Raw genomic sequence first — 26233 nt, 5'->3', positions numbered from 1 at the left:
TCGCCCACAGAGAGCCGCCCACACAGATCGAGTGAAGTTGGCGCGCTTGCCTGTTCTTCCGGCAAAAACCCGCTTTTCGCGAATCTGCAGAGCTGTCATTCGCTCGGCCACCGCGTTGTTTTGCCCTAGCGGGCAGGTGCCAGGCCAAGGCAGCCCTTTTTTGAGGTTCACGTCTTCAAAAGAGCGTGAAAAAAACGGGTTTTCACAACTTCACAAGAGTGTGGCGAGCAAATGAATAGTTTTGCGTCTGAACATGCACCATTAGCGTCTGAAACAGCCCAACGACACAGGACCGGGTATACCTCGAACATCGGAGCCTGAAGCCTGTCCGCTACGGATTTGGTTGCACGAAAACGGATGACTCGACCATAAGTCGAATTGCCAGCCCTGCGTCAAAATGCGTTCATGGAACGCTTGAAACCAGGCCGCACGCATCCGTCGAAGTTGCGAAAAATTGCGAAGATTCGGACATGGCCCACCTGACCACGGATAGCCCGGGCCCACTGACCTGCCCTGGAACGCCTGGCAGCCATGCCGACAATTTGGTGCTGCAGATTTGGGAGACGCGTTAAATGGCGCATAACGAAGCAGTCGACGTAGTTCTGGTAGGGGCCGGCATCATGAGTGCCACCCTGGCCGTACTGCTCAAAGAGCTCGACCCCGCGATCAAGCTGGAAGTCGTCGAGCTGATGGATTCCGGCGCCGCCGAGAGTTCCAATCCGTGGAACAACGCCGGTACCGGTCACGCCGGCCTGTGCGAGCTGAACTACACTCCGCAGGCTGCCGATGGCAGCGTCGACATCAAGAAAGCCGTGCACATCAACACCCAGTTCGAGGTGTCGAAGCAGTTCTGGTCGTACCTGACCAAAAAAGGCACGTTCGGCTCGTGCAAATCCTTCATCAGCCCGGTACCGCACCTGAGTTTCGTTCAGGGCGAAAGCGGTGTGTCGTTCCTCAAGGAGCGCTTCAACGTGTTGAGCAAACACCACGCGTTTGCCGACATGGAGTACACCGAAGACAAGGGCAAGATGGCCGAGTGGATGCCGCTGATGATGCCGGGCCGCTCGCCCGACGAAGTCCTCGCCGCCACCCGCGTAATGAACGGCACCGACGTCAACTTCGGCGCCCTGACCAATCAGTTGCTCAAGCACCTGAGCAGTGCTCCGGACACCCAGGTCAAATACTGCAAGCGCGTGACCGGCCTCAAGCGTAACGGCGCCGGCTGGACCGTCAGCATCAAGGACGTCAACAACGGCAACACCCGCGAAGTCGACGCAAAGTTTGTCTTCCTCGGTGCCGGTGGCGCGGCCCTGCCGTTGCTCCAGGCTTCGGGCATCGAAGAAAGCAAAGGCTTCGGTGGCTTCCCGATCAGCGGCCAGTGGCTGCGTTGCGACAACCCGGAAGTGGTCAAGCACCACCAGGCAAAGGTCTACAGCCAGGCGGCCGTGGGTTCGCCGCCGATGTCGGTGCCGCACCTCGACACTCGCGTCGTCGACGGCAAGAAATCCCTGCTGTTCGGGCCATACGCCGGTTTCACCACCAAGTTCCTCAAGCATGGCTCCTTCATGGACCTGCCGATGTCGGTGCGCGCTGGCAACATCGGGCCGATGCTGGCGGTGGCGAAAAACAACATGGACCTGACCAAGTACCTGGTCAGCGAAGTGATGCAGTCGATGGAACAGCGTCTGGAATCCCTGCGCCGTTTCTACCCGCAGGCGAAAGCCGAAGACTGGCGCCTGGAAGTGGCCGGCCAACGGGTGCAGATCATCAAGAAGGATCCGAAAAAGGGCGGCATCCTGCAGTTCGGTACCGAACTGGTCGCCGCGAAAGACGGCTCCCTCGCTGCCCTGCTCGGCGCTTCGCCAGGTGCGTCGGTGACCGTTTCGATCATGCTCGAACTGATCGAAAAATGCTTCCCGGCCAAGGCGTCCGGCGAGTGGGCAAGCAAACTGGCGGAGATCTTCCCGGCCCGTGAAAAGGTTCTGGAAACCGATGCTGCGCTGTATCGCAAGATCAACACGCAGAACAACATCGCCCTGGAACTGGTTGAAGAAAGCAGCGAGACACCAAGCTTCGCTTGATCTTGCGGCATAAAAAACGCCCCGTACTCCTTGAGTGCGGGGCGTTTTTTATGGCCAGGCAAGAACCAATAATCCTGGCTTACAAACCTTTGTAGTGAGGTGGCCTCAGGTGCGAGCCTTCTTGATCAATTCGATGTAGTCGCCAGCGTTGCGATGATCCTTGATCAATTTGACGAAAGTGTTGCCCTGCTCATCCTCGCCATCGACGTCATAACCCGCCGCAACAAAGAAGCCCAGAAAGCGCTCGAAGTCATCGATGCGCAAACCGCGGTAGGCCTTGATCAGTTTGTGCAGCGACGGCGAAGTGGCGTCGACCGGCTCAAAATCGAGGAACAGCTTGATCTGCTCATCGCCGATCTCGTCACCAATCACTTGTTTCTTATCTTTACGCATTGCCGACTCCAGCTCGCAGACATGACACGGGGCGGGCAGTTTACCCCTGCCCGACCGCCCGGCTCAACGCGGACGAATCGCCCCGGTGTGCAAATCGGCCCAGATATGGCCATTGGCATAACTGAGGAACTGTACATACACCGTGTCGTTGCGCAGCAGATCCATCACCACGCGGTACTGAGCGAGCGGATAGAACAGCGTCAGGGTTTTGCTTTTGTCATCGTAGGCCGGCTTTTTCAGGCTTTTGCTCTCGCCGTCGAAACTCACCAGCACCTGAGAAATGCTCGCGCCCTTGTTCAGCGATTTGCCTTTGAGGCGGATCAACAAGGATGAGGTGACCGGAATCGGCTGCTGATTGGACTGGCGCTGCGCACCGACCACCACCGAATACTCGCTGACCTGCAGCAGTTGCTGTTGCTCGGGTTCAGCGTCGCGCAGGGTCAGATCGTCCGGCGGCAGGAACTGGCTGTGCATCGGCGCGGCGGACAGCGGCAGGCTGAGAGACAGCAACAGGGCGGCGAGACTGCAGATCAAGAGGCGCATGACAGGCTCCGGAGGCGGGGCCGAGCACTCTAGCATGGGTAACGCGGATGGATCAGCACACACAAAAACAACTGTGGGAGCGAGCCTGCTCGCGAAAGCGGTGTGTCAGTTTTCAATGATGCTGACTGACACGACGCCTTCGCGAGCAGGCTCGCTCCCACAGGGGGCAATGCAGGTTCTTACATGCCTTTAACGGCGTAAATCCCGTTGGCGTTGCGCCAGTAGCCTTTGTAGTCCATGCCATAACCGAAGATGTAGCGGTCGATGCATGGCAGGCCGACGAAATCGGCTTTCAGGTCAGGACGTGCCTTGCGGTCGTGATCCTTGTCGATCAGCACGGCGGTGTGCACTTTGCGCGCGCCGGCGTGTTTGCAGAAGTCGATGATCGCGCCCAGGGTGTGACCTTCGTCGAGAATGTCGTCGATGATCAGCACGTCGCGGTCGATGAACGAGACTTCCGGCTTGGCTTTCCAGAACAGGTCGCCGCCGCTGGTTTCGTTGCGATAACGGGTCGCGTGCAGGTAGGACGCTTCCAGCGGGAATTGCAGATGCGTCAGCAGTTTGCCGGAGAAGATCAGGCCGCCGTTCATCACGCAGAACACCACCGGATTGCTGTCAGCCAGTTGTTCGTTGATTTGTGCACCGACGCGGGCGATGGCCGCCTCGACTTCAGACTCGGTGTACAGGCAGTCAGCCTCTCGCATGATTTGACGGATATGCTCGAGATCAGCGGACATGGCGCTCTCCAGGGGTTGGCGGAATTGGAAAAGCGGGCAAAGGTACGCATCCCGCGAGGTCGAATCAAGCTCTTATGGACTAACGTACAGAATGTCCTATAGGACATCACCCTCGGATAGATTAATCTAGGCCGGTTTTTTTGCCCGCCGCCGGAGCCTTTCCCATGCCCATCCTCGAGATCCGCCATCCGCTGATCCGTCATAAACTCGGCCTGATGCGCCGCGCTGACATCAGCACCAAGAATTTCCGCGAGCTCGCTCAGGAAGTCGGCGCCCTGTTGACCTATGAAGCTACAAAAGATCTGCCGCTCGAATCCTACGACATTGCCGGCTGGTGCGGCACCGTGTCGGTGGAGAAGATCGCCGGCAAGAAGATCACCGTCGTGCCGATCCTGCGTGCCGGTATCGGCATGCTCGAAGGCGTGCTGAGCCTGATCCCGGGCGCCAAGGTCTCCGCTGTGGGCGTTGCCCGCAACGAAGAAACCCTGCAAGCGCACACCTATCTGGAAAAACTGGTACCGGAAATCGACGAGCGCCTGGCGATGATCATCGACCCGATGCTCGCCACCGGCAGCTCCATGGTTGCCACCATCGACCTGCTGAAAAAGGCCGGTTGCCGCGACATCCGCGCCATGGTCCTAGTGGCCGCACCGGAAGGCATTGCTGCTGTCGAACAGGCGCACCCGGACGTGACCATCTACACCGCGTCCATCGATGAACGTTTGAACGAGCACGGCTACATCATTCCTGGGCTTGGCGATGCTGGTGACAAGATCTTCGGCACCAAGCAGAAGGACGCGTAACCATGCAGCAAGAGTTCAACGATCCGCTCTGGCGCACGGTGCTGTCCGGCGCGCAGATGCTGTTCGTGGCCTTCGGCGCCCTGGTGCTGATGCCGCTGATCACCGGCCTGGACCCGAACGTGGCACTGTTCACCGCGGGTCTGGGGACGATCCTGTTCCAGATCGTCACCGGGCGACAGGTGCCGGTGTTCCTCGCGTCGAGCTTCGCTTTCATCACGCCGATCATTCTCGCCAAGGGCCAGTTCGGTCTTGCCGCGACCATGGGCGGGGTGATGGCGGCCGGTTTCGTCTACACCTTCCTCGGCCTCGCCGTGAAGATCAAAGGCACCGGTTTCATTGACCGTTTGCTGCCACCGGTGGTGATTGGTCCGGTGATCATCTCCATCGGCCTAGCCATGGCGCCGATTGCCGCGAACATGGCGATGGGCAAGGCCGGTGACGGCACTGAACTGATCCACTATCAGACGGCGATGATGATTTCCATGCCGGCGCTGCTGACCACGCTGATCGTGGCGGTCTTCGGCAAAGGCATCTTCCGTCTGGTGCCGATCATTTCCGGGGTGCTGGTGGGTTTTGCCATGTCGTTCTATTTCGGCGTGGTCGACACAGCGAAAATTGCTGCAGCGCCATGGTTCGCCCTGCCGCACTTCACCGCGCCCGAGTTCAACTGGCAGGCGATTCTGTTCATCGTTCCAGTGGCGCTGGCCCCGGCGATCGAACACATCGGCGGCGTGATTGCCGTGGGTAGCGTGACCGGTCGCGATTACCTGAAAAAGCCGGGCCTGCATCGCACCCTGCTCGGTGACGGCATCGCCACCACCGCCGCCGGCCTGTTCGGCGGCCCGCCCAACACCACTTACGCCGAAGTGACCGGCGCGGTGATGCTGACCAAGAACTACAACCCGAAAATCATGACCTGGGCGGCGATCTTCGCCATCACCCTGGCGTTCATCGGCAAGTTCGGCGCGCTGCTGCAGAGCATTCCGGTACCGGTAATGGGCGGGATTCTGTGCCTGTTGTTCGGATCGATCGCAGCGGTGGGCATGAATACCCTGATCCGCCACAAGATCGACCTGGGCGAAGCGCGCAACCTGGTGATTGTTTCGGTGACGCTGGTGTTCGGTATCGGCGGCGTGCTGGTCGGCACCGGCACCGGTCCGGATGACTTCGGCCTCAAAGGCATCGCGCTGTGCGCGGTGGTGGCGATTGCGCTGAACCTGATCCTGCCGGGCAATGATGGCTGGAAGCAGAAGAAGGCGGATGAGCCACTGATTTAACCCCCGCAATGATCGTTCCCACGCTCCGCGTGGGGATGCCTCAAGTGACGCGGAGCGTCACGGGCTGCATTCCCACGCAGAGCGTGGGAACGATCACTGTGTGAGCGGGCTTGCTCAGAGGGCCAGCGGCGCTCGTTCGCAGAGCGTGGCCAGCGCCTTGGCCCATTGCGGGTCGTCGTTCAGGCACGGCACCAGCAGCAACTCCTCGCCCCCCGCTTCGCGGAACTGTTCCTTGCCGCGATCGCCGATCTCTTCCAGCGTCTCGATGCAATCGGCAACGAACGCCGGGCACATCACCAGAATCTTTTTCACCCCGCTTTTGGCCAGTTCATCCAGCCGCGCTTCGGTATACGGCTCGATCCATTTCGCCCGGCCCAGGCGCGACTGAAACGACACCGACCATTTGCCGTCCGGCAGGCCCATGCTTTTGGCGAAGGCGGCGGCGGTGCGGAAACACTGCGCGCGATAACAGGTTGCCAATACCGCCGGCGAGGCGGTCTGGCAGCAATCGGCGCCTTTGAGGCAGTGGTTGCCCGTCGGATCGAGCTTGCTCAGATGCCGCTCCGGCAAGCCGTGAAAGCTCAGCAGCAGATGATCGTAATTCTGCTGCAGATGCGGACGCGCACTGGCGGCCAGTGCTTCGATGTATTCCGGCTGATCGTAGAACGGTTGCAGGATCGACAACTGCACATCGAGCTTCTTCTCGCGCAGTACGCGCCGGGCTTCTTCGATCACCGTGGTCGTGGTGCTGTCGGCGAACTGCGGGTACAGCGGCGCCAGCGTGATCTTCTTATGTCCCGCTTTGACCAGACGCAGCAGACAGGTTTCGATCGACGGCTCGCCATAACGCATCGCCAGATCCACCGGGCCGTGTTTCCACGTCCGGGTCATCTGCTCCTGCAAGCGGCGGCTGAGCACCACCAGCGGCGAGCCCTCTTCCCACCAGATCGAGGCATAGGCGTGTGCCGATTGTTCGGGACGCTTGATCAGGATCAGCGACACCAGCAACCGCCGCAGCGGCCATGGCAGGTCGATCACGTAGGGGTCCATCAGAAATTGATTGAGGTAGCTGCGCACATCGGCCACCGAGGTGGAGGCCGGAGAGCCCAGGTTGACCAGAAGCAAAGCGTGATCGGTCATGCAACGTCCTATTTCAGAGGCGGCTGGAGAGATCATCCAGAGCCGCGCGTAAATCCGTAAAGCGGAAGCTGAACCCCGCTTCCACCAGGCGTGCCGGCGTCGCACGCTGGCCGCCGAGCAATAACAGTGACAGCTCGCCGAGCATGACTTTCAGCGCCAGGGTCGGCATCGGCATGAACGCCGGGCGGTGCAATACACTGCCCAGGGTCTTGGCAAATTCGCGGTTGCGCACAGGTTTCGGCGCGCAGGCATTATAAGGACCGCTGGCCTTATTCCGGTGCAGAAGAAAATCAATCAGGGCGATTTGATCTTCGATGTGAATCCACGGCATCCACTGTCGACCATTGCCCAAAGGCCCGCCCAGCCCGAGTTTGAACGGCAGCAACAGCCGCGACAAAAAGCCGCCCTCGGCCGACAGCACCAGACCGGTTCGCACCAGCACCACGCGGATGCCGAGGTTCTCGGCACGCAGCGCGGTCTCTTCCCAAGCGATACACAACTGACTGGCGAAGTCGTCGATGCCGGGCGGTGATTCTTCAGTCAACTCGCGTTCGCCACCGTCGCCGTACCAGCCGATCGCCGAGCCGGAAATCAGCAGCGCCGGTTTCTGCGCGCGAGTTTCCAGCCACGCCAGCAGCGTTTCCGTCAGGGTGATGCGGCTGCTCCACAGCAACGCCTTACGGCGATGGGTCCAGGGGCGGTCGGCAATCGGCGCACCGGCGAGATTGACGATCGCATCCAGCGGCTCTTCGCCGAGGTCCTCCAGACGCGAAATTCCGCGCACTTGCGCGCCGCAGATCTGCGCGACTTTTTCCGCGCGGCGACTCCACACCGTCAGCCGATGGCCCTGCTCCAGCCAGTGCCGGCAGAGCTGACGTCCGATCAAACCAGTACCGCCGGTCAGCAATATGTGCATGACATCTTCCTCGCGTGGCGTTTAACCCGGATCACTAGTCTATTTTTATAGGCAGGGATCTTTTCGATCGGGCAGGCTCTATGGTTTAACAATAGGCCAAGCTGTCAGAACGAGAACGCTAGAAGTTATACCAAAAAACAGAATTGTACAGGTTTGATCGACGGCGTAGTCTGTACAGAAAGGTAAACGAGGCCCCTATGACTGTACCTATCGCAATCATCGGCACCGGCATCGCCGGGCTCTCCGCCGCTCAGGCTCTGACAGAGACCGGGCATACCGTTCAACTGTTCGATAAAAGCCGCGGCAGCGGCGGGCGCATGTCGAGCAAGCGCAGCGACGCCGGCTCGCTGGACTTGGGCGCTCAATACTTCACCGCGCGTGACCGGCGCTTCGTCACCGAAGTGCAGCGCTGGCAGAGCCAGGGCTGGGCCGCCGAGTGGGCGCCGCAGCTGTACACCTTCCAGGGCGGCCAACTGAACATGTCGCCGGACGAGCAGACCCGCTGGGTCGGCACGCCGCGCATGAGCGCCATCACGCGCGGCCTGCTCGATGGCCTGGACGTGCAGTTTGCCTGCCGCATCACCGAGGTCTATCGCGGTGAAGAACACTGGCATCTGCAGGACGCCGATGGCTGCACCCACGGCCCCTTCAGCCATGTGGTGATCGCCACACCGGCACCGCAAGCCACCGCGTTGCTGGCCGCCGCACCGAAACTTGCCGGCGTCGCGGCCGGGGTGAAAATGGAACCGACCTGGGCGGTCGCCCTTGCCTTCGAAACCCCACTCGATACGCCGATCGAAGGCTGCTTCGTACAGGACAGCCCACTCGACTGGCTGGCGCGCAACCGCAGCAAACCCGGGCGCGACAGCACTCTCGACACGTGGGTGCTGCATGCAACCAGCGCCTGGAGCCGGCAACACATCGACCTCTCCAAGGAAGCCGTGATCGAGCATCTGCACGGTGCGTTCGCCGAACTGCTGCACAGCGCCATGCCTGCGCCGACCTTCAGCCTCGCCCACCGCTGGCTCTACGCCCGCCCCGCTACCGGCCATGAATGGACCACACTGGCTGATGTCGATCTGGGCCTGTACGCCTGTGGCGACTGGTGCCTGTCGGGCCGCGTTGAAGGCGCCTGGCTCAGTGGTCAGGAGGCTGCACGTCGCTTGCACGAACACCTGCAATGAATCGCATCAATCCGCGCAAATTGCTGCTGTCGAAGTGGACAGCAGCCCATCCGCAAAATCGCGAAAAACATTTTCTGGTCACCGAACTGATCCGCGACGAGGAAGGTACGGTGCTGGAAGTTGAATTGCAGGCGGTGCTGACCCAGCGTAGCGAGCGACTCGATTGGCAGGTGCTGAAAGACAGCGAGCACTGGTTACTCGGCTGGAAATAGATTTCCCTTGCGGTGGCGAGCCTGCTCGCGAAAGCGCTGTATCAGATTCGAATTCGTCGACTGCCCCACTGCTTTCGCGAGCAGGCTCGCTCCCACAGATCAACGCCGCACAAAAATCTTATACAAATCATTTGACTTGTACATCCATCGATCTATGCTGAGGAAAAGTTGTACAGCGATAACTCTCTGTACAGGTATAGATTCGAGGTGCTCATGTCTACTGCTTCCCTGTCCAAGCCGAAGATCGCCATCAGCGCCTGCCTGTTGGGCGAAGAAGTGCGCTACAACGGTGGGCACAAGGAATCGCGGCTATGCAGCCGTACCCTCACCGAATATTTCGATTTCGTCCCGCTGTGCCCGGAAGTCGCCATCGGCATGGGCATTCCCCGTGAGCCGATCCGGCTGGTCGGCGACCCTGAACAACCCGAGGCCGTCGGCACCGTCGACCGGACCATCAACGTCACCAGGCCACTGGCCGAGTACGGCGAGAAAATGGCCGCCGAGTTGCAGGACCTGTCCGGCTACATCTTCATGCAGCAGTCGCCCTCCTGCGGGCTGGAACGGGTCAAGGTCTATCACGACAACGGCGCGCCAGTGAACGGTGGCGGACGCGGCATCTATGCGCAGGCATTCTGTGCCCAACATCCGGATCTGCCGGTGGAAGAAGCCGGGCGCCTCAACGATCCGGTGCTGCGGGAAAACTTCATCACCCGCGTCCTGGCCTACAGCGCCTGGCAGCAAGTGCTCGCCGAGGGCCTGAGCCGCCGCGCCCTTACCGAGTTCCATTCGCGCTACAAGTACCTGCTGATGGCGCACAACCCGCTGCAATACAAAAACCTCGGCAAGATGCTCGGCAATATGGCTGACAGCGATCCCGCCGAGCTCGGCCCGCGCTACTTCAGCGAGCTGATGGCCGCGCTGAAGAAATGCGCCACGCGCGGCACCCATTGCAACGTGCTGCTGCACCTCAGCGGTTATTTGAAACAATCGCTGAGCGCCGAAGACAAACAGGAAATGCAGCAGATCATCGGCCAGTACCGCCAAGGCATCGTGCCGCTGGTGGTGCCGTTGACGCTGCTCAAACACCATTTTCGACTCCATCCGGACCCGTACATCGCGCAGCAGGTTTACCTGCAGCCGCATCCGGAAAACCTCAGTCTGCGAAACGCGATCTAATGAACGATAAAACCGACAGCAGCGCTCGGGAAGACCTCGGCGCCGACTTCAAGAAAGCCCTCGACGAGGGCTGGTTGCCGATTCGCGAAGTCGCGCGGCAGACCGGCGTCAACGCCATCACCCTGCGCGCGTGGGAACGTCGCTACGGCCTGGTGGTGCCCCAGCGCACGCCCAAGGGCCATCGACTGTATAGCGCTGAACATGTGCAGCGAATCATGGCCATCCTCACTTGGCTCAACCGTGGCGTTGCGGTCAGCCAGGTCAAGCCACTGCTCGATGCGCCGCAGGCCTTCACGGAAACCGTGGAAAACGATTGGCAGCGTCTGCATCAGACGTTGTTGTCGGCGGTCACCTCGCTCAATGAGCGCGCGCTGGATGACAGCGTCAATCAGGCCATCGCCTTGTATCCGCCACGGACGTTGTGCGAGCAATTGCTGATGCCGCTGCTGGCCGAGCTCGAACAGCGCTGGCAGGGCCAGTTCGGCGCACAGATGGAACGGACGTTTTTCTTTTCCTGGTTGCGCAGCAAATTCGGCGCACGCATCTACCATAACAACCGCCAGCTGCATTCGGCGCCGCTGCTGTTGATCAATCATTCCGACCTGCCGCTGGAGCCACATCTGTGGCTGTGCGCATGGCTGATCAGCAGTGCCGATTGCCCGGTGCAAGTGTTCGACTGGCCACTGCCGGCCGGTGAACTGGCGCTGACCGTCGAGCATCTGCAAGCCCGTGGCGTGCTGCTGTATTCGAGCAAAGCCATGCAACTGGCGCAGTTGCCCAAGCTGTTGGCGAACGTCAATTGCCCGACCTTGATTGCTGGCCCCACGGTGCACATTCACCACACCGAGTTGTCCGCACGCACCGCCCAGACTGCCGATCTGTTCCTGGCTGAAGATCCGCTTGCCGCACACCAGGCGCTGCTCGAGCGCGGATTGATTTGATGATGGGTTTAATCACATGCAACTGATCTGGCTGCGCAGCGACCTGCGCCAACATGACAACACCGCCCTCGCGGCCGCCGCAGCGCGCGGCCCGACTGTGGCAGTGTATCTGTTGAGTCCGCAGCAATGGCTGGAGCACGACGATGCGCCGTGCAAAGTGGATTTCTGGCTACGCAATTTGCGCGAACTGAGCCAGAGCCTCGGCGCGCTGAACATTCCGCTGTTGATTCGCAGCGCGCCGCACTGGGATCAGGCACCGGCAGAATTGCTCAAACTCTGCCGGCAATTGAAGATCGAGGCGGTGCACGTCAACGAGGAATACGGCGTTCACGAAAGCCGTCGTGATGAAGCCGTGGCCGTAACGTTGCAGGCCGAGGGCATCGAATTCCACAGTTACCTGGATCAGTTGCTGTTCAAACCCGGCACGATCCTGACCAAGACCGGCACCTATTTCCAGGTGTTCAGTCAGTTCCGCAAGGTCTGCTACGAACGCCTGCACCGCTCGATGCCGGCATTGATCAAAGCACCGGGCAAACAGGCCGCGCTGGGTATCGAAAGTGACGCAATTCCGGAGGCGGTCAAAGGCTTCGCCACGCCGAGCGAATCCCTGCGCGCCTTGTGGCCGGCCGGCGAGCAAGAGGCGCGGCGCCGCCTCGACACCTTCACCGACGCGCAGATCGACTACTACCGCAGCGAACGCGATTTCCCGGCCAAACCCGGCACCAGCCAATTGTCGGCGTACCTCGCCGCCGGGGTGATCTCGCCACGCCAGTGCTTGCACGCTGCACTGCAAAGCAATCAGGGCGAGTTCGAAAGCGGCAAAGTCGGCGCAGTGACCTGGATCAACGAGCTGCTGTGGCGCGAGTTCTATAAACACATTCTGGTCGGCTACCCACGCGTCTCCCGGCATCGCGCCTTCCGCCCGGAAACCGAAGCGCTGGCCTGGCGCGATGCGCCGGAAGAACTCAAGGCCTGGCAGGAGGCACGCACCGGACTGCCGATCATCGACGCGGCGATGCGCCAATTGCTCGAAACCGGCTGGATGCACAATCGCCTGCGCATGGTCGTGGCGATGTTCCTGACCAAAAATCTGTTGATCGACTGGCGCGAGGGCGAACGCTTTTTCATGCGCCACCTGATCGACGGCGACCTGGCGGCCAACAACGGTGGCTGGCAGTGGAGCTCATCGACCGGCACCGACTCGGCGCCGTACTTCCGTATCTTCAACCCGTTGAGCCAGTCGGAAAAATTCGATGCCGAAGGCGTGTTCATCAAGCACTGGTTGCCGGAACTGGCCGGGCTCAACAAGAAGGAAGTGCACAATCCGGCGGCAGCCGGAGGACTGTTCGGCGTGGCCGATTATCCGGCCCCGATCGTCAACCTCAGCGCCTCACGCGAGCGTGCGCTGACGGCGTTCAAGAACCTGCCGTCGCGCCAGCCTGTGGGCGGCAGCGATGAGTGAATTCCTGCGCAGCTTCGCCCGCGAGTTTTGCGGGTTGAACAAAGACAACCTGCATCGCCTCGGAGAGCTGTACAGCGACGACATTCATTTCACCGATCCGCTGCACGAAGTTCAGGGCCTGCCACAACTGCGGGATTACTTCAGTGAGCTGTACGCCAACGTCAGCGATCTGCGTTTCGATTTTCACGGCTTTGACCAGATCCGCGAAGGTGAGGGTTACCTGCGCTGGGTCATGAGTTATCGCCATCCGCGCCTGGCCAACGGTCGGGAAATCAGGGTCGGTGGCTGCTCGCACCTGCTCTGGCGCGACAAGGTTTATCGCCATCGGGATTATTTCGATGCCGGGGCGCTGCTGTATGAACACTTGCCAATATTGGGCCGGGCGATTGCCTGGCTGAAAAGGAGAATGGGATGAGTCGTACACCTCCACGGCGGTATTGGTTGACCGGCGCCAGCAGTGGCATCGGTGCAGCCTTGTGTGAGGACATTCTGAAAAGCGGCGCACACCTGGCGGTCAGCTCGCGCTCGGCCGCGCCGCTCAAAGTTTTGTCCCAGCGTTACCCGGGCCAGGTGCTGGTGGTGCCCGGCGATCTGACCAACAGTCAGACCGTGCGCGAAATCGGTGAGCAGATCGCCGAGGCCTGGGGTTCGCTGGACAGCGTGATTCTCAACGCCGGCACCTGTGAATATGTCGACGCGCGCCAGTTCGATTCGTCGATCATCGAGCACGTGGTACGCACCAATCTGCTCGCCAGCAGCTATTGCATCGAAGCCGCCCTGCCGCTGCTGCGCAAAGGCACGGCGCCGCACCTGGTCGGCATGGCCAGCTCGGTGACTTACCTGCCGCTGCCACGGGCCGAAGCCTATGGCGCATCGAAGGCCGGGCTGCGTTACCTGTTCGAATCGCTGCGCATCGATCTGGCGGATGAAGGCATTGAAGTCACCATCATCAGCCCGGGTTTTGTCGAAACGCCGCTGACCGAAAGGAACGATTTCCCGATGCCGCTGAGCTGGCCTGCGGATAAAGCGGCGCGGCACATCTTCGCCAAACTCAAGGACCGTCCGCTGGAAATTGCCTTTCCGGGACTGTTCATGGCCGCTCTGTGGCCGCTGTCGAAACTGCCCGCCCGCGCGCAATTGGCGATCGGCAAACGCATGGTGCGCAAGAACCCTCCGCAGCGGGACCCGATATGAAAATCGCCGTAATTGGCAGCGGTATCGCCGGGCTCACCTGCGCCTACCTGCTGAACCGCCGCCACGACATCACCGTGTTCGAAGCGAGTGACTGGGTCGGCGGCCATACCCACACCGTACCGGTCAGCGTGGCCGGGCAATCGTTCGCCATCGATACCGGTTTCATCGTGTTCAACGACTGGACTTACCCGAACTTCATTCGCTTGCTCAACCAGCTTGGCGTGGCGTTCAAGCCGACCGAAATGAGCTTTTCGGTAACCGACCCGGACACTGGGGTGGAGTACAACGGCAACAACCTCAACAGCCTGTTCGCCCAGCGCAGCAATCTGTTGTCGCCGGGGTTCTGGGGCATGCTGCGCGACATTCTGCGCTTCAACAAAGAAGCCCAGCGCGACCTGATCGAACTGCGCATCGCCGCTGACACCACCCTCGATGATTACCTCAAGGCTGGCGGCTACGGCGAGCGTTTCATCCTGCATTACATCGTGCCGATGGGCGCGGCGATCTGGTCGATGCCGATGGCGGAAATGCTCAATTTCCCGCTGCAATTCTTCCTGCGTTTCTTCAAGAATCATGGCCTGCTCTCAGTCAGCGATCGTCCGCAGTGGCAGGTCATTGAAGGCGGTTCCAGTGCCTATGTGGCGCCGCTGACTGCTTCATTCAGCGACAGGATTCGTCTGAACTGCCCGGTCAAGCGCGTCGAGCGCAACCAGCACGGCGTGGTTATCCACAGCCCGGCCGGCCTCGAACATTTCGACAAAGTGGTGTTCGCCTGTCACAGCGATCAGGCGCTGAACCTGCTGGCCAACCCGAGCGACGCCGAGCGTTCGATTCTCGGTGCCCTGCTCTACGCCGACAACGACGTCGTGCTGCACACCGACACGCGCCTGCTGCCAACGCGCAAACTGGCCTGGGCCAGCTGGAACTATCGCCTCGGCGGCGCCGGCCATACGCGCGCGGCGGTCACCTACAACATGAACATTCTGCAGGGCATCGAGAGCGACACCACGTTCTGCGTCAGCCTCAACCAGACTGCCGGCATCAGCCCGGATAAAGTGCTGGCCCGCTATACCTACGCCCACCCGCAATACACCCTCGCCGCAGCGGCCGCGCAAAACCGTTGGGGCGAACTCGATGGCGAGCAGCACACGCATTATTGCGGCGCCTACTGGGCCAACGGCTTTCATGAAGATGGCGTGGTCAGCGGGCTGCGCGTAGCCGCCGCGTTCGGTGAAACCCTGTGAACAGCGCTCTGTACAGCGGCGTCATCGGCCACCGACGTTTTTCGCCGCGCCGCCACGAATTCCGCTACCGCATCGGTTTGCTCTACCTCGACCTGAGCGAACAGGACGCCGTGCTGGCCCTGTCGCCACTGGCCGGGCGCAGCCGCTTTGCGCCGTTCTCGTTTCGCGAAACCGATTACCTGAAAGCCTTCACCGGCAAGGGCATGCGCCTGATCGACGCCGTGCGCCAGCAGGTCGGCGCAGCCATCGGTCATGAGCCACAAGGCGCGGTGTGCCTGCTGACCCAGCCGCGCAGTTGGGGGCTGTCGTTCAATCCGGTGAGTTTCTTCTATTGCCATGAAGCCGACGGGCAACTGGCGGCGATCGTGTGTGAAGTGACCAACACGCCATGGCGCGAGCGTTATCACTATGTGCTGCCGGCGCAGACGCCGACCAGCCTGGTGGATTTCCATCAGCATTTCGCTGTGGCCAAGGCGTTTCACGTCTCGCCGTTTCTGCCCCGCGACCTCGAATACCGCATGAGCTTCAGCCCCGCTGCGCAAAGCCTTGGCGTGCACATGGCCGATTGGCAGGGCAACGAGAAACTGTTCGACGCCACGCTCAATCTGCGCCGCGAATCGCTCGATCGACGCAGCCTGCATCGCTACCTGCGGCGCTTCCCGTGGATGACTGCAAAAACCGCTCTGGCGATTTATTGGCAAGCGCTGCGACTGCTGCTCAAGCGTGCGCCGATCTTCCCTCACCAGGCTGCCGACGGCAGCTTTAAAACCGCCACTGTGCCTCCGAAGGAGCCGCACCATGAAATCCTCTAGCCTGCCGCTCGGTCGCTTCAGCACCAACGGTTTGACCGGCTCGCTGCTGCGCCGTGGCGTGTTGCGCCAATTGGCCCAGCTCAAACACGGACAATTGATGGTCGTCGAGGATGGCGAACAAATGCTTTTCGGCACCCCGGGCAGTGCTCTGCTCGGCGAAGTCCATGTACTCGACCCGGCCCTGTGGGGCATGGTCGCCAGCAGCGGCTCGATCGGCGCCGGCGAAGCATTCATTCACGGCTATTGGAGTTCGCCGGACCTGACTGCTGTGGTGCGCGTGTTCGTCAGCAATCTCGATGTACTCGATGCCATGGAGGGTGGCTTGGCGCGTCTGGGCCGGCCCTTCGTACAAGGCCTGCACTGGCTCAATCGCAACACGCGCAAGGGTTCGCAGAAAAACATCGCCGCGCACTACGACCTCGGCAATGAACTGTTCGAACAGTTTCTCGACCCGACCATGATGTATTCCGCCGCCCAGTTCCTTTCGCCGAGCGACACCCTGGAACAGGCGCAACTGAACAAACTTGAACGCATCTGCCAGAAACTCGCGCTCAAACCCAGCGACCACCTGCTGGAAATCGGCACCGGTTGGGGCAGCATGGCCCTGTACGCTGCGCAGCATTACGGTTGCCGCGTGACCACTACGACGCTGTCGAAAGAGCAGTTCGCGTTCACTGCCAAGCGCATCGAACAACTGGGCTTGCAGGATCGCGTCACCCTGCTGCTCAAGGACTACCGCGACCTCAGCGGCGAGTACGACAAACTGGTGTCGATCGAGATGATCGAAGCGGTCGGCCATCGGTTTCTGCCGACCTACTTCAAGCAATGCGCGCAGTTGCTCAAAAGCAACGGCCTGATGCTGCTCCAGGCGATCACCATTCGCGAGCAACGCTACGAACAGGCCAAGCGCAGCGTCGACTTTATCCAGCGCTACATCTTCCCCGGCGGCGCCCTGCCATCGGTGCACAAGATGCTCGATGTGGTCAGCCGCGAAACCGACATGAACCTGCTGCACATGGAGGATTTCGGCCTGCATTACGCCAAGACCCTGCGCCTGTGGCACGAGAACTTTCGTCTCGCCCATGGTCGCCTGAGCGAACTGGGCTACGACGATTATTTCCTGCGTTTGTGGGAGTTTTATCTGTGCTACTGCGAGGGCGGATTCCTCGAACGCACCATCGGCACCGCGCAATTGCTGCTGGCCAAACCGGCGGCGATGACCGCGCCGCTGCTCGGGCGCTTCGATGCGTGAGCGAATCGCCAATGCCGTGCTGTTTCAGCTCGGCTGGCTGGCCTGCGTGCTCGGCGGCAACAGTTTATGGCTGTTGCTGGCGGTGGCGGCTCTGGTGATTCATCTGCGCTGGATCAGCAGTTGGGCGGCAGAAGGTCGTTTGATTCTGTGCGTGGTGATTGTCGGCACGGCGGTGGACAGCGTCTTGCGTTACCTCGACGTGTTCCGCTTTGCAGACGCCTCACCGCTGATTCCGCTGTGGCTGATGCTGCTGTGGGCGCTGCTCGCCACCACGTTGCGCCACTGCCTGGCCTGGAGCGCGCGGCCATGGTGGCTGGCCAGCGCACTTGGCGCGGTGGGCGGCGCACTGTCGTACTACGCTGGCGGACGCCTGGCGGGCGTGCAATTTCCCTATGGCGAGGCGGCGACGCTGATCGTCATTGGCCTGCTCTGGGCAGGCTTGTTCCCACTGTTGCATTTGATGGCGCGGCGTCTGGCGCCGTGAGCGTCCGTCAGCGCTTTCACACCCACAGCGATCACTGCCTTACACTGCCACGATGAAAACCATCCCCCACACACAAATCGCCGAACCGGCGGTCACCTGCTCGACCTGTGCGGCGTGCTGCTGCCAGCTCGAAGTGATGCTGATCACCGACACCGGCGTACCTGATCGCTTTATCGATACCGATGAATGGGGCGGTGAAGTGATGCTGCGTCTGGACGACGGCTGGTGCGCGGCGCTGGATCGCGACAGCATGATGTGCACGATCTATGAACGACGCCCGCTGATTTGCCGCGAGTTTGAAATGGGCGCGCCGGAGTGCATCGAAGAGCGCCGGGGTATTGCGACAGCCTACCGCTGATTTCTTTGACAACGCAGAAACAACTGTGGGAGCGAGCCTGCTCGCGAAGGCGGTGTGTCAGCCACCATTTGAATTGACTGACACTCGGCTTTCGCGAGCAGGCTCGCTCCCACGTTGGTTCCGCGTAGCGGCGTGTTACAGCGGCATTGTGTAATGCAGCGCGTAGCTTTCTACACCATCGTTGTCGCTGGACAGGCCGGCGTTGGAGTAGTGCGTGGCGCGGATGCCGACTTCGTGGCCGCCGTTGAAGCGCAGGCCGACACCGATGCGGTCTTCGAACTGGAAGGAGCCGCCCAGTTTGTTGCTTTCGTATTCGGTGTTGGAGAAGAACGCCGCGCCGATACCCGCTTCCACGTACGGTTTGACCGACTGACCGGCAAACTCGTAAACGAATACAGGCGAGAACGACAGGCTGTTGTTGCTGGAAGTCTTGTCACCTTCCCAGTACGTGTAGGCACCGCTCCAGTAGCCAGTCAGGCGACCCACGTCGCTCTGCAGCCAGCTCTTGTCCCAGTCGAAATTCATGCCTAAGCGATACGTCATTGTCGAATCGCTGGTACCGCCGACGGCGAATTCAACGCCAGCGGCTTGTGCAGAAATGCTTTGCCCCATCAGTGCGGCCGCAATCGCGGCCAAGCAGAATAGTCGCTTCACTTTGAAACTTCCTTTTCCGGAACGATCGTTTGGTTTTTAGTTGCTGCTGTCGCTATAGAAATCCGCGCTTGGTCAGAAGTTCAGCGTTTTTTTAGTTATTTCACATTTTTTTTACAAGTCGAAGTTTTGCACATTCGACGCAGTTTGGCCCAGCAACGGTAGGATTTTTCTGAGGGATTGCGGATCGCCGCTGGTCCAGAACTTCACCGGCTGGCTCGGACGTTGCGCCAGCAGATCACGCTCGGCGAGCAGGCGCTGCAACTGCCGGGCCACGGCAGCTCCGGTATCGATCAGGCTGACATCGTCGGCGATCATCGACCTGAGTAACGATTTGAGGAAGGGATAATGGGTGCAGCCAAGAATGATTGTGTCGCAGTTTTGCGCCAGCAATGGAGCGACGTAACCTTGCAATAAAGTGCGTAATTCGGCGCTGTGCAGATCACCCGTTTCGATCAGTTCGACCAGTCCCGGACAGGGCTGGGTGATGACTTTTATGTCAGCCGCGAAACGATCGAGCAACGCGGCAAACTTTGCGCTCTGCAACGTGCCGGTCGTGGCCAGAACGCCAACCACGCCGCTTCGCGTGGCCGCTGCGGCCGGTTTGACCGCCGGCTCCATGCCGACAATCGGCCAGTCCGGGAAATCACGACGCAGGTCGGCAACACCGGCCACGGTCGCGGTATTGCATGCCAGTACCAAAGCCTTGGCACCCTGCTCGCGAAAAAATCCTGCCATCGCACTGCAACGCTGGCGGATGAATTCCGGGGTTTTCTCGCCGTAAGGAATGTGCCCGCAATCGGCGACGTAAAGCAGCGATTCGTTGGGCAGCAAGCGCTGAATTTCGCCGAGGACCGACAAGCCGCCGACCCCGGAATCGAACACGCCGATCGGCGCTTCACGCATGGCGGGCGCCACAGACGCTGCAACCCGGATCACGCTTGACCCGTAATTCACGGAAGCGCGAGCCCAAGGCGTCGATCAACAACAGTCGCCCCACCAAGGGTTCGCCAAAGCCGACCAGCACCTTCAACGCTTCCAGCGCCTGCAAGCTGCCGACCAGACCGACCAATGGCCCGACCACGCCGGCCTCGCTGCAGGTCAGTTCGGCTTCGCTGCCGTGTCCGTACAGGCAGTGGTAGCAAGGGCTTTCGGCACGCCGTGGATCGAACACCGACAGCTGCCCTTCCAGACGAATCGCCGCGCCACTGACCAGTGGCTTGCACGCGGCAACACAAGCGGCGTTAACCGCCTCGCGCGTGGAAAAGTTGTCCGAGCAATCGAGCACCAGATCCACCGCCGCCACCGCTGCGGCGAGCGAATCCTCGTCCAGCGCCTGACGATGGGCGACCAGTTGAATCTCGGGATTGATCGCGCCCAGGCGCTTGAGCGCCGAGTCGACCTTGGACATGCCGACACTGTCGGTGTCGTGAATGATCTGCCGTTGCAGGTTGGTCAGATCGACCGTGTCGAAATCCGCCAGATGCAACTCGCCGACGCCCGCTGCCGCCAGATACAACGCCACCGGCGCGCCGAGACCGCCAAGGCCGACGATCAGCACGCGGCTGGCCTTGAGCTTCAGTTGCCCGTCGATGTCGATGTGTTGCAGCAGAATCTGCCGGCTGTAGCGCAGCAATTCCTGATCATTCAGCACGGCAGGCGCCCCAGACTGATGCGTTGATGGCCGCCCAGATCGGTGCGGCTGTGGACTTCTTCAAAGCCACGGGTAAGCAGCAGATCACGCACGGCTTCGGCCTGATCATAGCCGTGTTCGAGCATCAGCCAGCCGCCGGCTTCAAGATGATCCGGCGCCTGCGCAACAATCAGGCGCAGATCGTCGAGGCCATCTTCACCGGCGATCAGCGCACTGGCCGGTTCGAAGCGTACATCGCCCTCGACCAGATGCGGATCGGCGGCGGCAATGTACGGCGGGTTGCTGATGATCAGTTGAAAGCGCTGGCCTTCAAGGGCGCTGAACCAATGGCTGCTCAGCACCGTAGCGTTGTTCAGATGCAGACGCTGGCGATTGCGTTCGGCCAGGGCCACGGCTTCAAGCACACGATCCACGGCGGTGACTTTCCACGCCGGGCGTTCGCTGGCCAAAGCCAAAGCAATCGCGCCACTGCCGGTGCCCAGATCGAGGACCTTGGCCGGGGTTGCCGGCAGCAGCTCAAGAGCTGCCTCTACCAAAAGTTCTGTATCGGGACGCGGGATCAGCGTGTGCGGCGCGACTTCCAGATCGAGTTTCCAGAAGCCCTGCTGGCCGAGAATGTAGGCCACCGGCTCGCCGCTACGCCGCCGTTGCAGATATTCGGCAAAGGTCAGCGCAGCCTCGCTCGGCACGATGCGCTCGGGCCAGGTGTGCAGGAAGCTGCGCGACTTGCCCAATGCGGCGGCGAGGAGCAATTCAGCGTCCAGACGTGCAGTCGGCGAGTCCGGCAACTCGGCAGCGCGCAACAGGCTGGCGATGATGGTCATTTATTCACCTATCGCTGCGAGTTGGTCAGCCTGATATTCGGCCAGCAACGGCTCGATCACGGCTTCGACGCCACCGGCGAGAATTTCATCCAGGGAATACAGGGTCAGGTTGACGCGATGGTCGGTGACCCGGCCCTGAGCGTAGTTGTAGGTGCGGATACGCTCGGAACGATCGCCGGAGCCGACCAGCAACTTGCGCTCACTGGCAATCGCGTTGGCTGCCGCTGCGTTCTGCTGATCGTTGAGTTTCGCCGACAGCCACGCCATCGCCCGGGCACGGTTCTTGTGCTGGGAGCGTTCTTCCTGACACTCGACGACGGTGCCGGTCGGGATGTGGGTAATGCGGATCGCCGAGTCGGTGGTGTTGACGTGCTGACCGCCAGCGCCAGAGGAACGGTAGGTGTCGACACGCAGATCCGCCGGGTTGATCTCGATGGCTTCGCGCTCGTCCGGCTCGGGCAATACCGCCACGGTGCAGGCCGAGGTGTGGATCCGGCCCTGGGATTCGGTGGCCGGTACGCGCTGGACGCGGTGCGCGCCGGACTCGAATTTCAGCTTGCCGTAAACGTTGTCGCCTTCGATGCGCGCGATGACTTCTTTATAGCCGCCGTGTTCACCTTCGTTTTCCGAGAGGATCTCGACGCGCCAGCCACGCCGCTCGGCATAACGCGAGTACATGCGGAACAGGTCGCCGGAGAAGATCGCCGCCTCGTCGCCACCGGTGCCGGCGCGGATTTCGAGGAAGACGTTGCGCCCGTCATTCGGATCTTTAGGCAGCAGCATGCGCTGCAGATCGGATTCCAGCGTGACCAGCAACTCCTTGGCTTCGCGAACTTCTTCCACGGCCATTTCGCGCATGTCCGGGTCGTTGTCCTTGAGCAGCGCCTGCGCGTCTTCAAGATCGCTTTGTACGCCGAGCAGCTTTTTATAGGCGGCCACTACCGGCTCGAGTTCGGCGTACTCCTTGGAATAGGCGCGGAATTTGGCCTGATCGGCAATGACTTCACCGTCGCCGAGCAGCGCGGTCAGTTCCTCGAAACGGTCCTGGAGAATGTCCAGCTTGTTGAGCAGTGACGCTTTCATTGCGGTTTTTTATCCGAAAAACTATCCGGTGAGCCCTCAAGGGCAAAGAGTTCCTGGGCCATGGCCAGCGCATCGAGGCGGCCTTCGGCAGACAGCTTTTTCAACTGCACGCTGGGCGCATGCAAGAGTTTGTTGGTCAGGCCACGGGCCAGTTGTCCGAGCACGTCTTCGGCGTTGCCGCCGTTGGCCAGCAGACGCAGGGCCTTCTGCAATTCCTCGTCTCGCAAGCGTTCGCTCTGTTGACGATAGGCCTTGAGCACATCGACCGCCGCCAGTTCGCGCAGGCGCACCATGAAATCGTCGGCGCCGACCGAGACCATTTCTTCCGCCGCTTGCGCAGCGCCCTGACGGCTCTTGAGGTTCTCGGCGACCACTTCGTGGAGATCGTCGACGCTGTACAGGTAAACGTCGTCGAGTTCGCCGACTTCCGGCTCGATATCGCGCGGTACGGCAATGTCGACCATGAAGATCGGCTTGTGCTTGCGCAGCTTCAGCGCACTTTCCACCGCGCCCTTGCCCAAGATCGGTAACTGGCTGGCGGTCGAACTGATGACGATATCGCTGCGCACCAGCTCCGCCGGAATGTCCGAGAGCAGCACCGCGTGAGCGCCGAACTGCTCGGCCAACTGACTGGCGCGCTCCAGTGTACGGTTGGCAACGACGATGCGCTTGACCCCCAGCTCATGCAAATGGCGCGCGACCAGCGTAATCGTCTCGCCGGCACCGATCAGCAGCGCCTGGCTGCGTTGCAGATCGCTGAAAATCTGTTTCGCCAGGCTCACTGCGGCAAACGCCACCGACACCGGGTTCTCGCCAATTGCAGTATCGGTACGCACCTGTTTGGCGGCATTGAACGTTGCCTGAAACAGCCGCCCCAGCAGCGGGCCGATGGTGCCGGCCTCGCGGGCCACGGCGTAGGCCGACTTCATCTGGCCGAGAATCTGTGGTTCGCCCAGCACCAGCGAGTCGAGCCCGGAAGCGACGCGCATCATGTGACGAACAGCCGCATCGTCTTCATGCACATAGGCACTGGCGCGCAGCTCGTCGAGGCTCAGATGGTGATAATCGGCCAGCCAGCGCAGCACGACATCGGCCGACAGCTGATCCTGTTCTATATAAAGCTCACTGCGATTGCAGGTGGAGAGGATCGCGGCTTCGCGGCTGTCGGTCAGTCGGCAGAGCTGCTGCAAGGCCTCCACCAGCTGCTCAGGGGTAAAGGCCACGCGCTCGCGGACGTCTACTGAAGCAGTCTTGTGGTTGATACCGAGTGCAAGGAAGGCCATTCAAGGTCGCTGGTGGTGACGTGAAGCCGGCAATTGTCCTACTTCGAAAGATTCAGAACAACTACCGCTGACTATTGTCCCAATCGTCAGCCCCTATAATGGCCACAATTGAGTCTCGGTTATGTTTGGCCGAAGGCTTGTGTCATGATGATCCGACCGCAGGTTAGTCGTCCTCTTCCTATATGAATAGATCTTCCGCGTTGCTCCTCGCTTTTGTCTTCCTCAGCGGCTGCCAAGCCATGGCGCCCGTTGCGCCGGACGGCACCCCGCCGGTCGAAGACACCACGCCCGCACCTGAAAAGCCCAAGGTTTACGGCTCATTCAGCGAGGAAACCGTGTTCAGCCTGCTGAGCGCCGAACTCGCCGGCCAGCGCAATCGTTTCGACATTGCCCTGGACAACTACGTGACCCAGGCCATCAACACCCAGGATCCGGGCGTTTCCGAGCGGGCTTTCCGCATCGCCGAATATCTGGGCGCCGATCAACCGGCCCTCGACACCGCGCTGATCTGGGCGCGCAACGCGCCGGACGATCTCGAAGCGCAACGCGCCGCCGCCGTGCAACTGGCCCGCGCCGGGCGCTACGACGACTCCATGATCTATATGGAGAAAGTCCTGCAGGGCAAGGGCGACACCCATTTCGATTTCCTTGCGCTGTCGGCCGCCGACACCGATCAGGAAACCCGCAACGGTCTGATGAAAAGTTTCGACCGTTTGCTTGAGCGCCACCCGAACAACAATCAGCTGATTTTCGGCAAGGCTCTGCTGTTGCAACAGGACGGCGACAATCAAGGCGCGCTGACTCTGCTCGAAGACAACCCACCGGAAGACGGCGAAATCGCACCGATTCTGCTGCGTGCGCGCCTGCTGCAATTGCTCAACCGTGGCGACGAAGCACTGCCGCTGTTGCAGAAAAGCATCAGGAAATACCCGGAAGACAAGCGCCTGCGCCTGACTTACGCGCGCATGCTGGTCGAACAGGACCGCATGGACGACGCCAAGGCAGAATTCTCCACGCTCGTTCAGCAATACCCAGAAGACGATGAACTGCGTTACTCGCTGGCACTGGTGTGCCTGGAAGCCAAGGCGTGGGATGAGGCCAAAGGTTATCTGGAAGACCTGATCGCTCGCGAAAGCCATGTCGATTCAGCGCATCTGAACCTCGGCCGGATTGCCGAAGAGCGCAACGACCCGCAAGGCGCGCTCATCGAATACGCCCAGGTCGGTCCGGGCAATGACTATCTGCCGGCACAGCTGCGTCAGGCCGATATCCTGATGAGCAACGGCAAGACCGCTGAAGCGCAGAGCAAGCTGGCGGCCGAGCGTGACGAGCAACCGGATTACGCGATCCAGCTGTATCTGATCGAATCGGAAAGCCTGTCGGCCAACAAACAGGACGACAAGGCCTGGAAGGTTCTGCAACAAGCGCTGCAGAAATACCCGGACGATCTCAATCTGCTTTACACCCGCGCCATGCTCGCGGAGAAACGCAATGATCTGGCGCAAATGGAGAAAGACCTGCGCCTGATCATCAAGCGCGACCCGGACAACGCCATGGCGCTCAATGCGCTGGGCTACACCTTGTCCGATCGCACCACCCGCTACGCTGAAGCGAAAACGCTGATCGAGCAGGCGCACCAGATCAATCCGGAAGACCCGGCGGTACTCGACAGCCTCGGCTGGGTGAACTATCGCCTGGGCAATCTGGACGATGCGGAGAAATACCTGCGCCAGGCGCTCGAGCGTTTCCCCGACCACGAAGTCGCCGCGCACCTTGGCGAAGTCCTCTGGGCCAAGGGCAATCAACGCGAAGCCAAACAAGTGTGGGGCAAGTTCCTCAAGGATCAGCCCGACAGCACCATTCTGCGCAGCACCATCAAGCGCCTGACCGGATCCGAGAATCTTTAAACCATGCTTTTGCGCCACGTTATTGTTTTCAGCTTCATCGCCCTGCTCGCCGGCTGCTCGGGGTTCGGCACTCGCGAATCGGTCGAGGGCCACGGCAGCCCGGCCCAGTGGGCGGCAAACAAACAGCAACTGACCGGCCTCGACGGCTGGCAGATCGACGGCAAGATCGGCATCCGCGCGCCGAAGGATTCCGGCAGCGGCACGCTGTTCTGGCTGCAACGTCAGGATTACTACGACATTCGCCTGTCCGGCCCGCTGGGTCGTGGTGCGGCACGGCTGACGGGGCGTCCGGGCAAAGTATCACTGGAAGTCGCTAACCAGGGCCGCTACGAATCGCAATCTCCTGAAGCCCTGCTCGAAGAACAGCTGGGCTGGAAATTGCCGGTATCCAATCTGGCCTGGTGGGTTCGTGGCCTGCCCGCTCCGGAAAGCAAAAGTCGCTTGAACCTGGACGCCAACAGTCGTCTGGCCAGCCTTGAGCAGGACGGCTGGAAAGTCGAATACACCGCCTACACCGAACAGAATGGTTACTGGCTCCCCGAGCGCATCAAGCTGCACGGCACCGACCTTGACGTAACGCTGGTGATCAAGACCTGGCAACCGCGCAAGTTGGGGCAATAAA

General features: G+C 60.9%; 28 protein-coding genes and 1 pseudogene. 17 read left to right on the top strand and 12 right to left on the bottom strand.

Going from position 1 to position 26233, the window contains the following annotated elements:
- The first annotated feature begins 572 nt into the window (after positions 1 to 572).
- Complete coding sequence (mqo, locus tag D8U82_RS11255; RefSeq protein WP_024014277.1) at positions 573 to 2081, top strand: malate dehydrogenase (quinone); 1509 nt, start codon at positions 573 to 575, stop codon at positions 2079 to 2081.
- Positions 2082 to 2186: 105 nt separating this feature from the next.
- Here mqo and D8U82_RS11250 read toward each other — a convergent pair whose 3' ends face one another.
- The 4 genes and pseudogenes from D8U82_RS11250 to D8U82_RS11235 form a co-directional block, all read right to left on the bottom strand.
- Entirely contained in the window at positions 2187 to 2474 is a 288-nt protein-coding gene (locus tag D8U82_RS11250) for a PA4642 family protein (RefSeq protein ID WP_123444169.1), read from the bottom strand.
- Positions 2475 to 2537: 63 nt separating this feature from the next.
- Positions 2538 to 3017 carry a hypothetical protein gene (locus tag D8U82_RS11245; RefSeq protein ID WP_016773232.1) on the bottom strand — a complete coding sequence of 160 codons (480 nt, stop codon included), beginning with the start codon at positions 3015 to 3017 and terminating at the stop codon, positions 2538 to 2540.
- A 71-nt stretch (positions 3018 to 3088) separates the two neighbouring features.
- Positions 3089 to 3187, bottom strand: a pseudogene (locus tag D8U82_RS28445) (metal ABC transporter ATP-binding protein); the annotation flags it as partial.
- A 9-nt stretch (positions 3188 to 3196) separates the two neighbouring features.
- Entirely contained in the window at positions 3197 to 3754 is a 558-nt protein-coding gene (locus D8U82_RS11235; protein ID WP_016773231.1) for a hypoxanthine-guanine phosphoribosyltransferase, read from the bottom strand.
- 164 nt (positions 3755 to 3918) lie between these two features.
- Between D8U82_RS11235 and upp the strand changes: the two genes are divergently transcribed.
- Positions 3919 to 4557 carry a uracil phosphoribosyltransferase gene (upp, locus tag D8U82_RS11230; protein WP_024014279.1) on the top strand — a complete coding sequence of 213 codons (639 nt, stop codon included), beginning with the start codon at positions 3919 to 3921 and terminating at the stop codon, positions 4555 to 4557.
- Positions 4558 to 4559: 2 nt separating this feature from the next.
- Entirely contained in the window at positions 4560 to 5834 is a 1275-nt protein-coding gene (locus tag D8U82_RS11225) for a uracil-xanthine permease family protein (protein ID WP_016773229.1), read from the top strand.
- A 114-nt stretch (positions 5835 to 5948) separates the two neighbouring features.
- Here the strand turns inward: D8U82_RS11225 and hemH are convergent, their stop codons facing one another.
- Entirely contained in the window at positions 5949 to 6974 is a 1026-nt protein-coding gene (hemH, locus tag D8U82_RS11220; RefSeq protein ID WP_130902213.1) for a ferrochelatase, read from the bottom strand.
- Between the two features lie 13 nt (positions 6975 to 6987).
- Entirely contained in the window at positions 6988 to 7890 is a 903-nt protein-coding gene (locus D8U82_RS11215; protein ID WP_130902212.1) for a TIGR01777 family oxidoreductase, read from the bottom strand.
- Between the two features lie 197 nt (positions 7891 to 8087).
- Here D8U82_RS11215 and D8U82_RS11210 point away from each other — a divergent pair, with 197 nt between their 5' ends.
- The 12 genes from D8U82_RS11210 to D8U82_RS11155 all read left to right on the top strand — a co-directional run bounded on the left by D8U82_RS11210 (position 8088) and on the right by D8U82_RS11155 (position 18209).
- Entirely contained in the window at positions 8088 to 9074 is a 987-nt protein-coding gene (locus D8U82_RS11210) for an NAD(P)/FAD-dependent oxidoreductase (protein WP_024014282.1), read from the top strand.
- The gene (locus tag D8U82_RS11205; RefSeq protein ID WP_076564097.1) at positions 9071 to 9286 is read left to right on the top strand and encodes a TIGR02450 family Trp-rich protein; all 216 of its coding nucleotides are present in this window, start codon (positions 9071 to 9073) and stop codon (positions 9284 to 9286) included. Before D8U82_RS11210 ends, D8U82_RS11205 begins: the two co-directional genes overlap by 4 nt.
- Before the next feature lie 213 nt (positions 9287 to 9499).
- A complete protein-coding gene (locus tag D8U82_RS11200; protein WP_041479992.1) occupies positions 9500 to 10462 on the top strand; it encodes a DUF523 and DUF1722 domain-containing protein in 963 nt (320 codons plus the stop codon).
- A complete protein-coding gene (locus tag D8U82_RS11195) occupies positions 10462 to 11403 on the top strand; it encodes a MerR family transcriptional regulator (RefSeq protein ID WP_016773222.1) in 942 nt (313 codons plus the stop codon). The genes D8U82_RS11200 and D8U82_RS11195 overlap by 1 nt, the downstream gene beginning before the upstream one ends.
- Before the next feature lie 16 nt (positions 11404 to 11419).
- Entirely contained in the window at positions 11420 to 12865 is a 1446-nt protein-coding gene (gene phrB / locus D8U82_RS11190; protein ID WP_130902211.1) for a deoxyribodipyrimidine photo-lyase, read from the top strand.
- Entirely contained in the window at positions 12858 to 13280 is a 423-nt protein-coding gene (locus tag D8U82_RS11185) for a nuclear transport factor 2 family protein (RefSeq protein ID WP_125925721.1), read from the top strand. The genes phrB and D8U82_RS11185 overlap by 8 nt, the downstream gene beginning before the upstream one ends.
- Complete coding sequence (locus D8U82_RS11180; RefSeq protein WP_016773219.1) at positions 13277 to 14059, top strand: SDR family NAD(P)-dependent oxidoreductase; 783 nt, start codon at positions 13277 to 13279, stop codon at positions 14057 to 14059. The genes D8U82_RS11185 and D8U82_RS11180 overlap by 4 nt, the downstream gene beginning before the upstream one ends.
- Positions 14056 to 15303, top strand: coding sequence for an FAD-dependent oxidoreductase (locus tag D8U82_RS11175; protein ID WP_016773218.1), 1248 nt, complete (start codon positions 14056 to 14058; stop codon positions 15301 to 15303). The genes D8U82_RS11180 and D8U82_RS11175 overlap by 4 nt, the downstream gene beginning before the upstream one ends.
- On the top strand, positions 15300 to 16115 hold the full coding sequence (locus D8U82_RS11170; RefSeq protein ID WP_125925723.1) for a DUF1365 domain-containing protein: 816 nt from the start codon (positions 15300 to 15302) through the stop codon (positions 16113 to 16115). The genes D8U82_RS11175 and D8U82_RS11170 overlap by 4 nt, the downstream gene beginning before the upstream one ends.
- Positions 16102 to 17367 (top strand): cyclopropane-fatty-acyl-phospholipid synthase family protein, encoded by a 1266-nt coding sequence (locus tag D8U82_RS11165; protein ID WP_016773216.1) that lies wholly within the window; start codon positions 16102 to 16104, stop codon positions 17365 to 17367. Before D8U82_RS11170 ends, D8U82_RS11165 begins: the two co-directional genes overlap by 14 nt.
- On the top strand, positions 17360 to 17851 hold the full coding sequence (locus D8U82_RS11160; protein WP_123444163.1) for a DUF2878 domain-containing protein: 492 nt from the start codon (positions 17360 to 17362) through the stop codon (positions 17849 to 17851). Before D8U82_RS11165 ends, D8U82_RS11160 begins: the two co-directional genes overlap by 8 nt.
- Before the next feature lie 52 nt (positions 17852 to 17903).
- Positions 17904 to 18209, top strand: a complete 306-nt coding sequence (locus D8U82_RS11155; RefSeq protein ID WP_024014290.1) for a YkgJ family cysteine cluster protein — start codon at positions 17904 to 17906, stop codon at positions 18207 to 18209.
- A 135-nt stretch (positions 18210 to 18344) separates the two neighbouring features.
- Here the strand turns inward: D8U82_RS11155 and D8U82_RS11150 are convergent, their stop codons facing one another.
- From D8U82_RS11150 to hemA, 6 genes are all read right to left on the bottom strand, one after another.
- The gene (locus tag D8U82_RS11150; protein ID WP_122507863.1) at positions 18345 to 18863 is read right to left on the bottom strand and encodes an acyloxyacyl hydrolase; all 519 of its coding nucleotides are present in this window, start codon (positions 18861 to 18863) and stop codon (positions 18345 to 18347) included.
- 111 nt (positions 18864 to 18974) lie between these two features.
- Positions 18975 to 19766 carry a glutamate racemase gene (gene murI / locus D8U82_RS11145; RefSeq protein ID WP_130902210.1) on the bottom strand — a complete coding sequence of 264 codons (792 nt, stop codon included), beginning with the start codon at positions 19764 to 19766 and terminating at the stop codon, positions 18975 to 18977.
- The gene (locus tag D8U82_RS11140) at positions 19759 to 20514 is read right to left on the bottom strand and encodes a molybdopterin-synthase adenylyltransferase MoeB (protein WP_130902209.1); all 756 of its coding nucleotides are present in this window, start codon (positions 20512 to 20514) and stop codon (positions 19759 to 19761) included. Before D8U82_RS11140 ends, murI begins: the two co-directional genes overlap by 8 nt.
- Positions 20508 to 21338 carry a peptide chain release factor N(5)-glutamine methyltransferase gene (gene prmC / locus D8U82_RS11135; RefSeq protein WP_016773211.1) on the bottom strand — a complete coding sequence of 277 codons (831 nt, stop codon included), beginning with the start codon at positions 21336 to 21338 and terminating at the stop codon, positions 20508 to 20510. Before prmC ends, D8U82_RS11140 begins: the two co-directional genes overlap by 7 nt.
- Positions 21339 to 22421: a peptide chain release factor 1 gene (gene prfA / locus D8U82_RS11130; RefSeq protein WP_130902208.1), complete on the bottom strand. Its 1083-nt coding sequence runs from the start codon at positions 22419 to 22421 to the stop codon at positions 21339 to 21341.
- On the bottom strand, positions 22418 to 23704 hold the full coding sequence (gene hemA / locus D8U82_RS11125; RefSeq protein WP_016773209.1) for a glutamyl-tRNA reductase: 1287 nt from the start codon (positions 23702 to 23704) through the stop codon (positions 22418 to 22420). Before hemA ends, prfA begins: the two co-directional genes overlap by 4 nt.
- Positions 23705 to 23886: 182 nt before the next feature.
- Here hemA and D8U82_RS11120 point away from each other — a divergent pair, with 182 nt between their 5' ends.
- Together D8U82_RS11120 and lolB are read left to right on the top strand one after the other, a co-directional pair.
- The gene (locus D8U82_RS11120) at positions 23887 to 25611 is read left to right on the top strand and encodes a tetratricopeptide repeat protein (RefSeq protein WP_130902207.1); all 1725 of its coding nucleotides are present in this window, start codon (positions 23887 to 23889) and stop codon (positions 25609 to 25611) included.
- A gap of 3 nt (positions 25612 to 25614) precedes the next feature.
- Positions 25615 to 26232 carry a lipoprotein insertase outer membrane protein LolB gene (lolB, locus tag D8U82_RS11115; RefSeq protein ID WP_123444159.1) on the top strand — a complete coding sequence of 206 codons (618 nt, stop codon included), beginning with the start codon at positions 25615 to 25617 and terminating at the stop codon, positions 26230 to 26232.
- Position 26233 lies beyond the last annotated feature (1 nt).

Source organism: Pseudomonas sp. Sample_23 (assembly GCF_004307595.1).
In the GTDB taxonomy this organism is placed as follows: domain Bacteria; phylum Pseudomonadota; class Gammaproteobacteria; order Pseudomonadales; family Pseudomonadaceae; genus Aquipseudomonas; species Aquipseudomonas atacamensis.
Note: the sequence above shows the minus strand (reverse complement) of the source record. Positions and strands in the feature narration are given on the sequence as shown.

Excerpts from the sequence above, each read along its gene's own strand:
- D8U82_RS11225 (WP_016773229.1), top strand. The coding sequence starts at position 4,560 with ATGCAGCAAGAGTTCAACGATCCGCTCTGGCGCACGGTGCTGTCCGGC.
- lolB (WP_123444159.1), top strand. The coding sequence starts at position 25,615 with ATGCTTTTGCGCCACGTTATTGTTTTCAGCTTCATCGCCCTGCTCGCC.
- upp (WP_024014279.1), top strand. The coding sequence starts at position 3,919 with ATGCCCATCCTCGAGATCCGCCATCCGCTGATCCGTCATAAACTCGGC.
- D8U82_RS11210 (WP_024014282.1), top strand. The coding sequence starts at position 8,088 with ATGACTGTACCTATCGCAATCATCGGCACCGGCATCGCCGGGCTCTCC.
- D8U82_RS11120 (WP_130902207.1), top strand. The coding sequence starts at position 23,887 with ATGAATAGATCTTCCGCGTTGCTCCTCGCTTTTGTCTTCCTCAGCGGC.
- D8U82_RS11250 (WP_123444169.1), bottom strand. The coding sequence starts at position 2,474 with ATGCGTAAAGATAAGAAACAAGTGATTGGTGACGAGATCGGCGATGAG.
- D8U82_RS11155 (WP_024014290.1), top strand. The coding sequence starts at position 17,904 with ATGAAAACCATCCCCCACACACAAATCGCCGAACCGGCGGTCACCTGC.
- murI (WP_130902210.1), bottom strand. The coding sequence starts at position 19,766 with ATGCGTGAAGCGCCGATCGGCGTGTTCGATTCCGGGGTCGGCGGCTTG.
- prmC (WP_016773211.1), bottom strand. The coding sequence starts at position 21,338 with ATGACCATCATCGCCAGCCTGTTGCGCGCTGCCGAGTTGCCGGACTCG.
- D8U82_RS11195 (WP_016773222.1), top strand. The coding sequence starts at position 10,462 with ATGAACGATAAAACCGACAGCAGCGCTCGGGAAGACCTCGGCGCCGAC.
- D8U82_RS11180 (WP_016773219.1), top strand. The coding sequence starts at position 13,277 with ATGAGTCGTACACCTCCACGGCGGTATTGGTTGACCGGCGCCAGCAGT.
- hemA (WP_016773209.1), bottom strand. The coding sequence starts at position 23,704 with ATGGCCTTCCTTGCACTCGGTATCAACCACAAGACTGCTTCAGTAGAC.
- D8U82_RS11175 (WP_016773218.1), top strand. The coding sequence starts at position 14,056 with ATGAAAATCGCCGTAATTGGCAGCGGTATCGCCGGGCTCACCTGCGCC.
- D8U82_RS11200 (WP_041479992.1), top strand. The coding sequence starts at position 9,500 with ATGTCTACTGCTTCCCTGTCCAAGCCGAAGATCGCCATCAGCGCCTGC.
- D8U82_RS11160 (WP_123444163.1), top strand. The coding sequence starts at position 17,360 with ATGCGTGAGCGAATCGCCAATGCCGTGCTGTTTCAGCTCGGCTGGCTG.
- D8U82_RS11205 (WP_076564097.1), top strand. The coding sequence starts at position 9,071 with ATGAATCGCATCAATCCGCGCAAATTGCTGCTGTCGAAGTGGACAGCA.
- D8U82_RS11245 (WP_016773232.1), bottom strand. The coding sequence starts at position 3,017 with ATGCGCCTCTTGATCTGCAGTCTCGCCGCCCTGTTGCTGTCTCTCAGC.
- D8U82_RS11215 (WP_130902212.1), bottom strand. The coding sequence starts at position 7,890 with ATGCACATATTGCTGACCGGCGGTACTGGTTTGATCGGACGTCAGCTC.
- D8U82_RS11165 (WP_016773216.1), top strand. The coding sequence starts at position 16,102 with ATGAAATCCTCTAGCCTGCCGCTCGGTCGCTTCAGCACCAACGGTTTG.
- D8U82_RS11185 (WP_125925721.1), top strand. The coding sequence starts at position 12,858 with ATGAGTGAATTCCTGCGCAGCTTCGCCCGCGAGTTTTGCGGGTTGAAC.
- D8U82_RS11235 (WP_016773231.1), bottom strand. The coding sequence starts at position 3,754 with ATGTCCGCTGATCTCGAGCATATCCGTCAAATCATGCGAGAGGCTGAC.
- phrB (WP_130902211.1), top strand. The coding sequence starts at position 11,420 with ATGCAACTGATCTGGCTGCGCAGCGACCTGCGCCAACATGACAACACC.
- hemH (WP_130902213.1), bottom strand. The coding sequence starts at position 6,974 with ATGACCGATCACGCTTTGCTTCTGGTCAACCTGGGCTCTCCGGCCTCC.
- prfA (WP_130902208.1), bottom strand. The coding sequence starts at position 22,421 with ATGAAAGCGTCACTGCTCAACAAGCTGGACATTCTCCAGGACCGTTTC.
- mqo (WP_024014277.1), top strand. The coding sequence starts at position 573 with ATGGCGCATAACGAAGCAGTCGACGTAGTTCTGGTAGGGGCCGGCATC.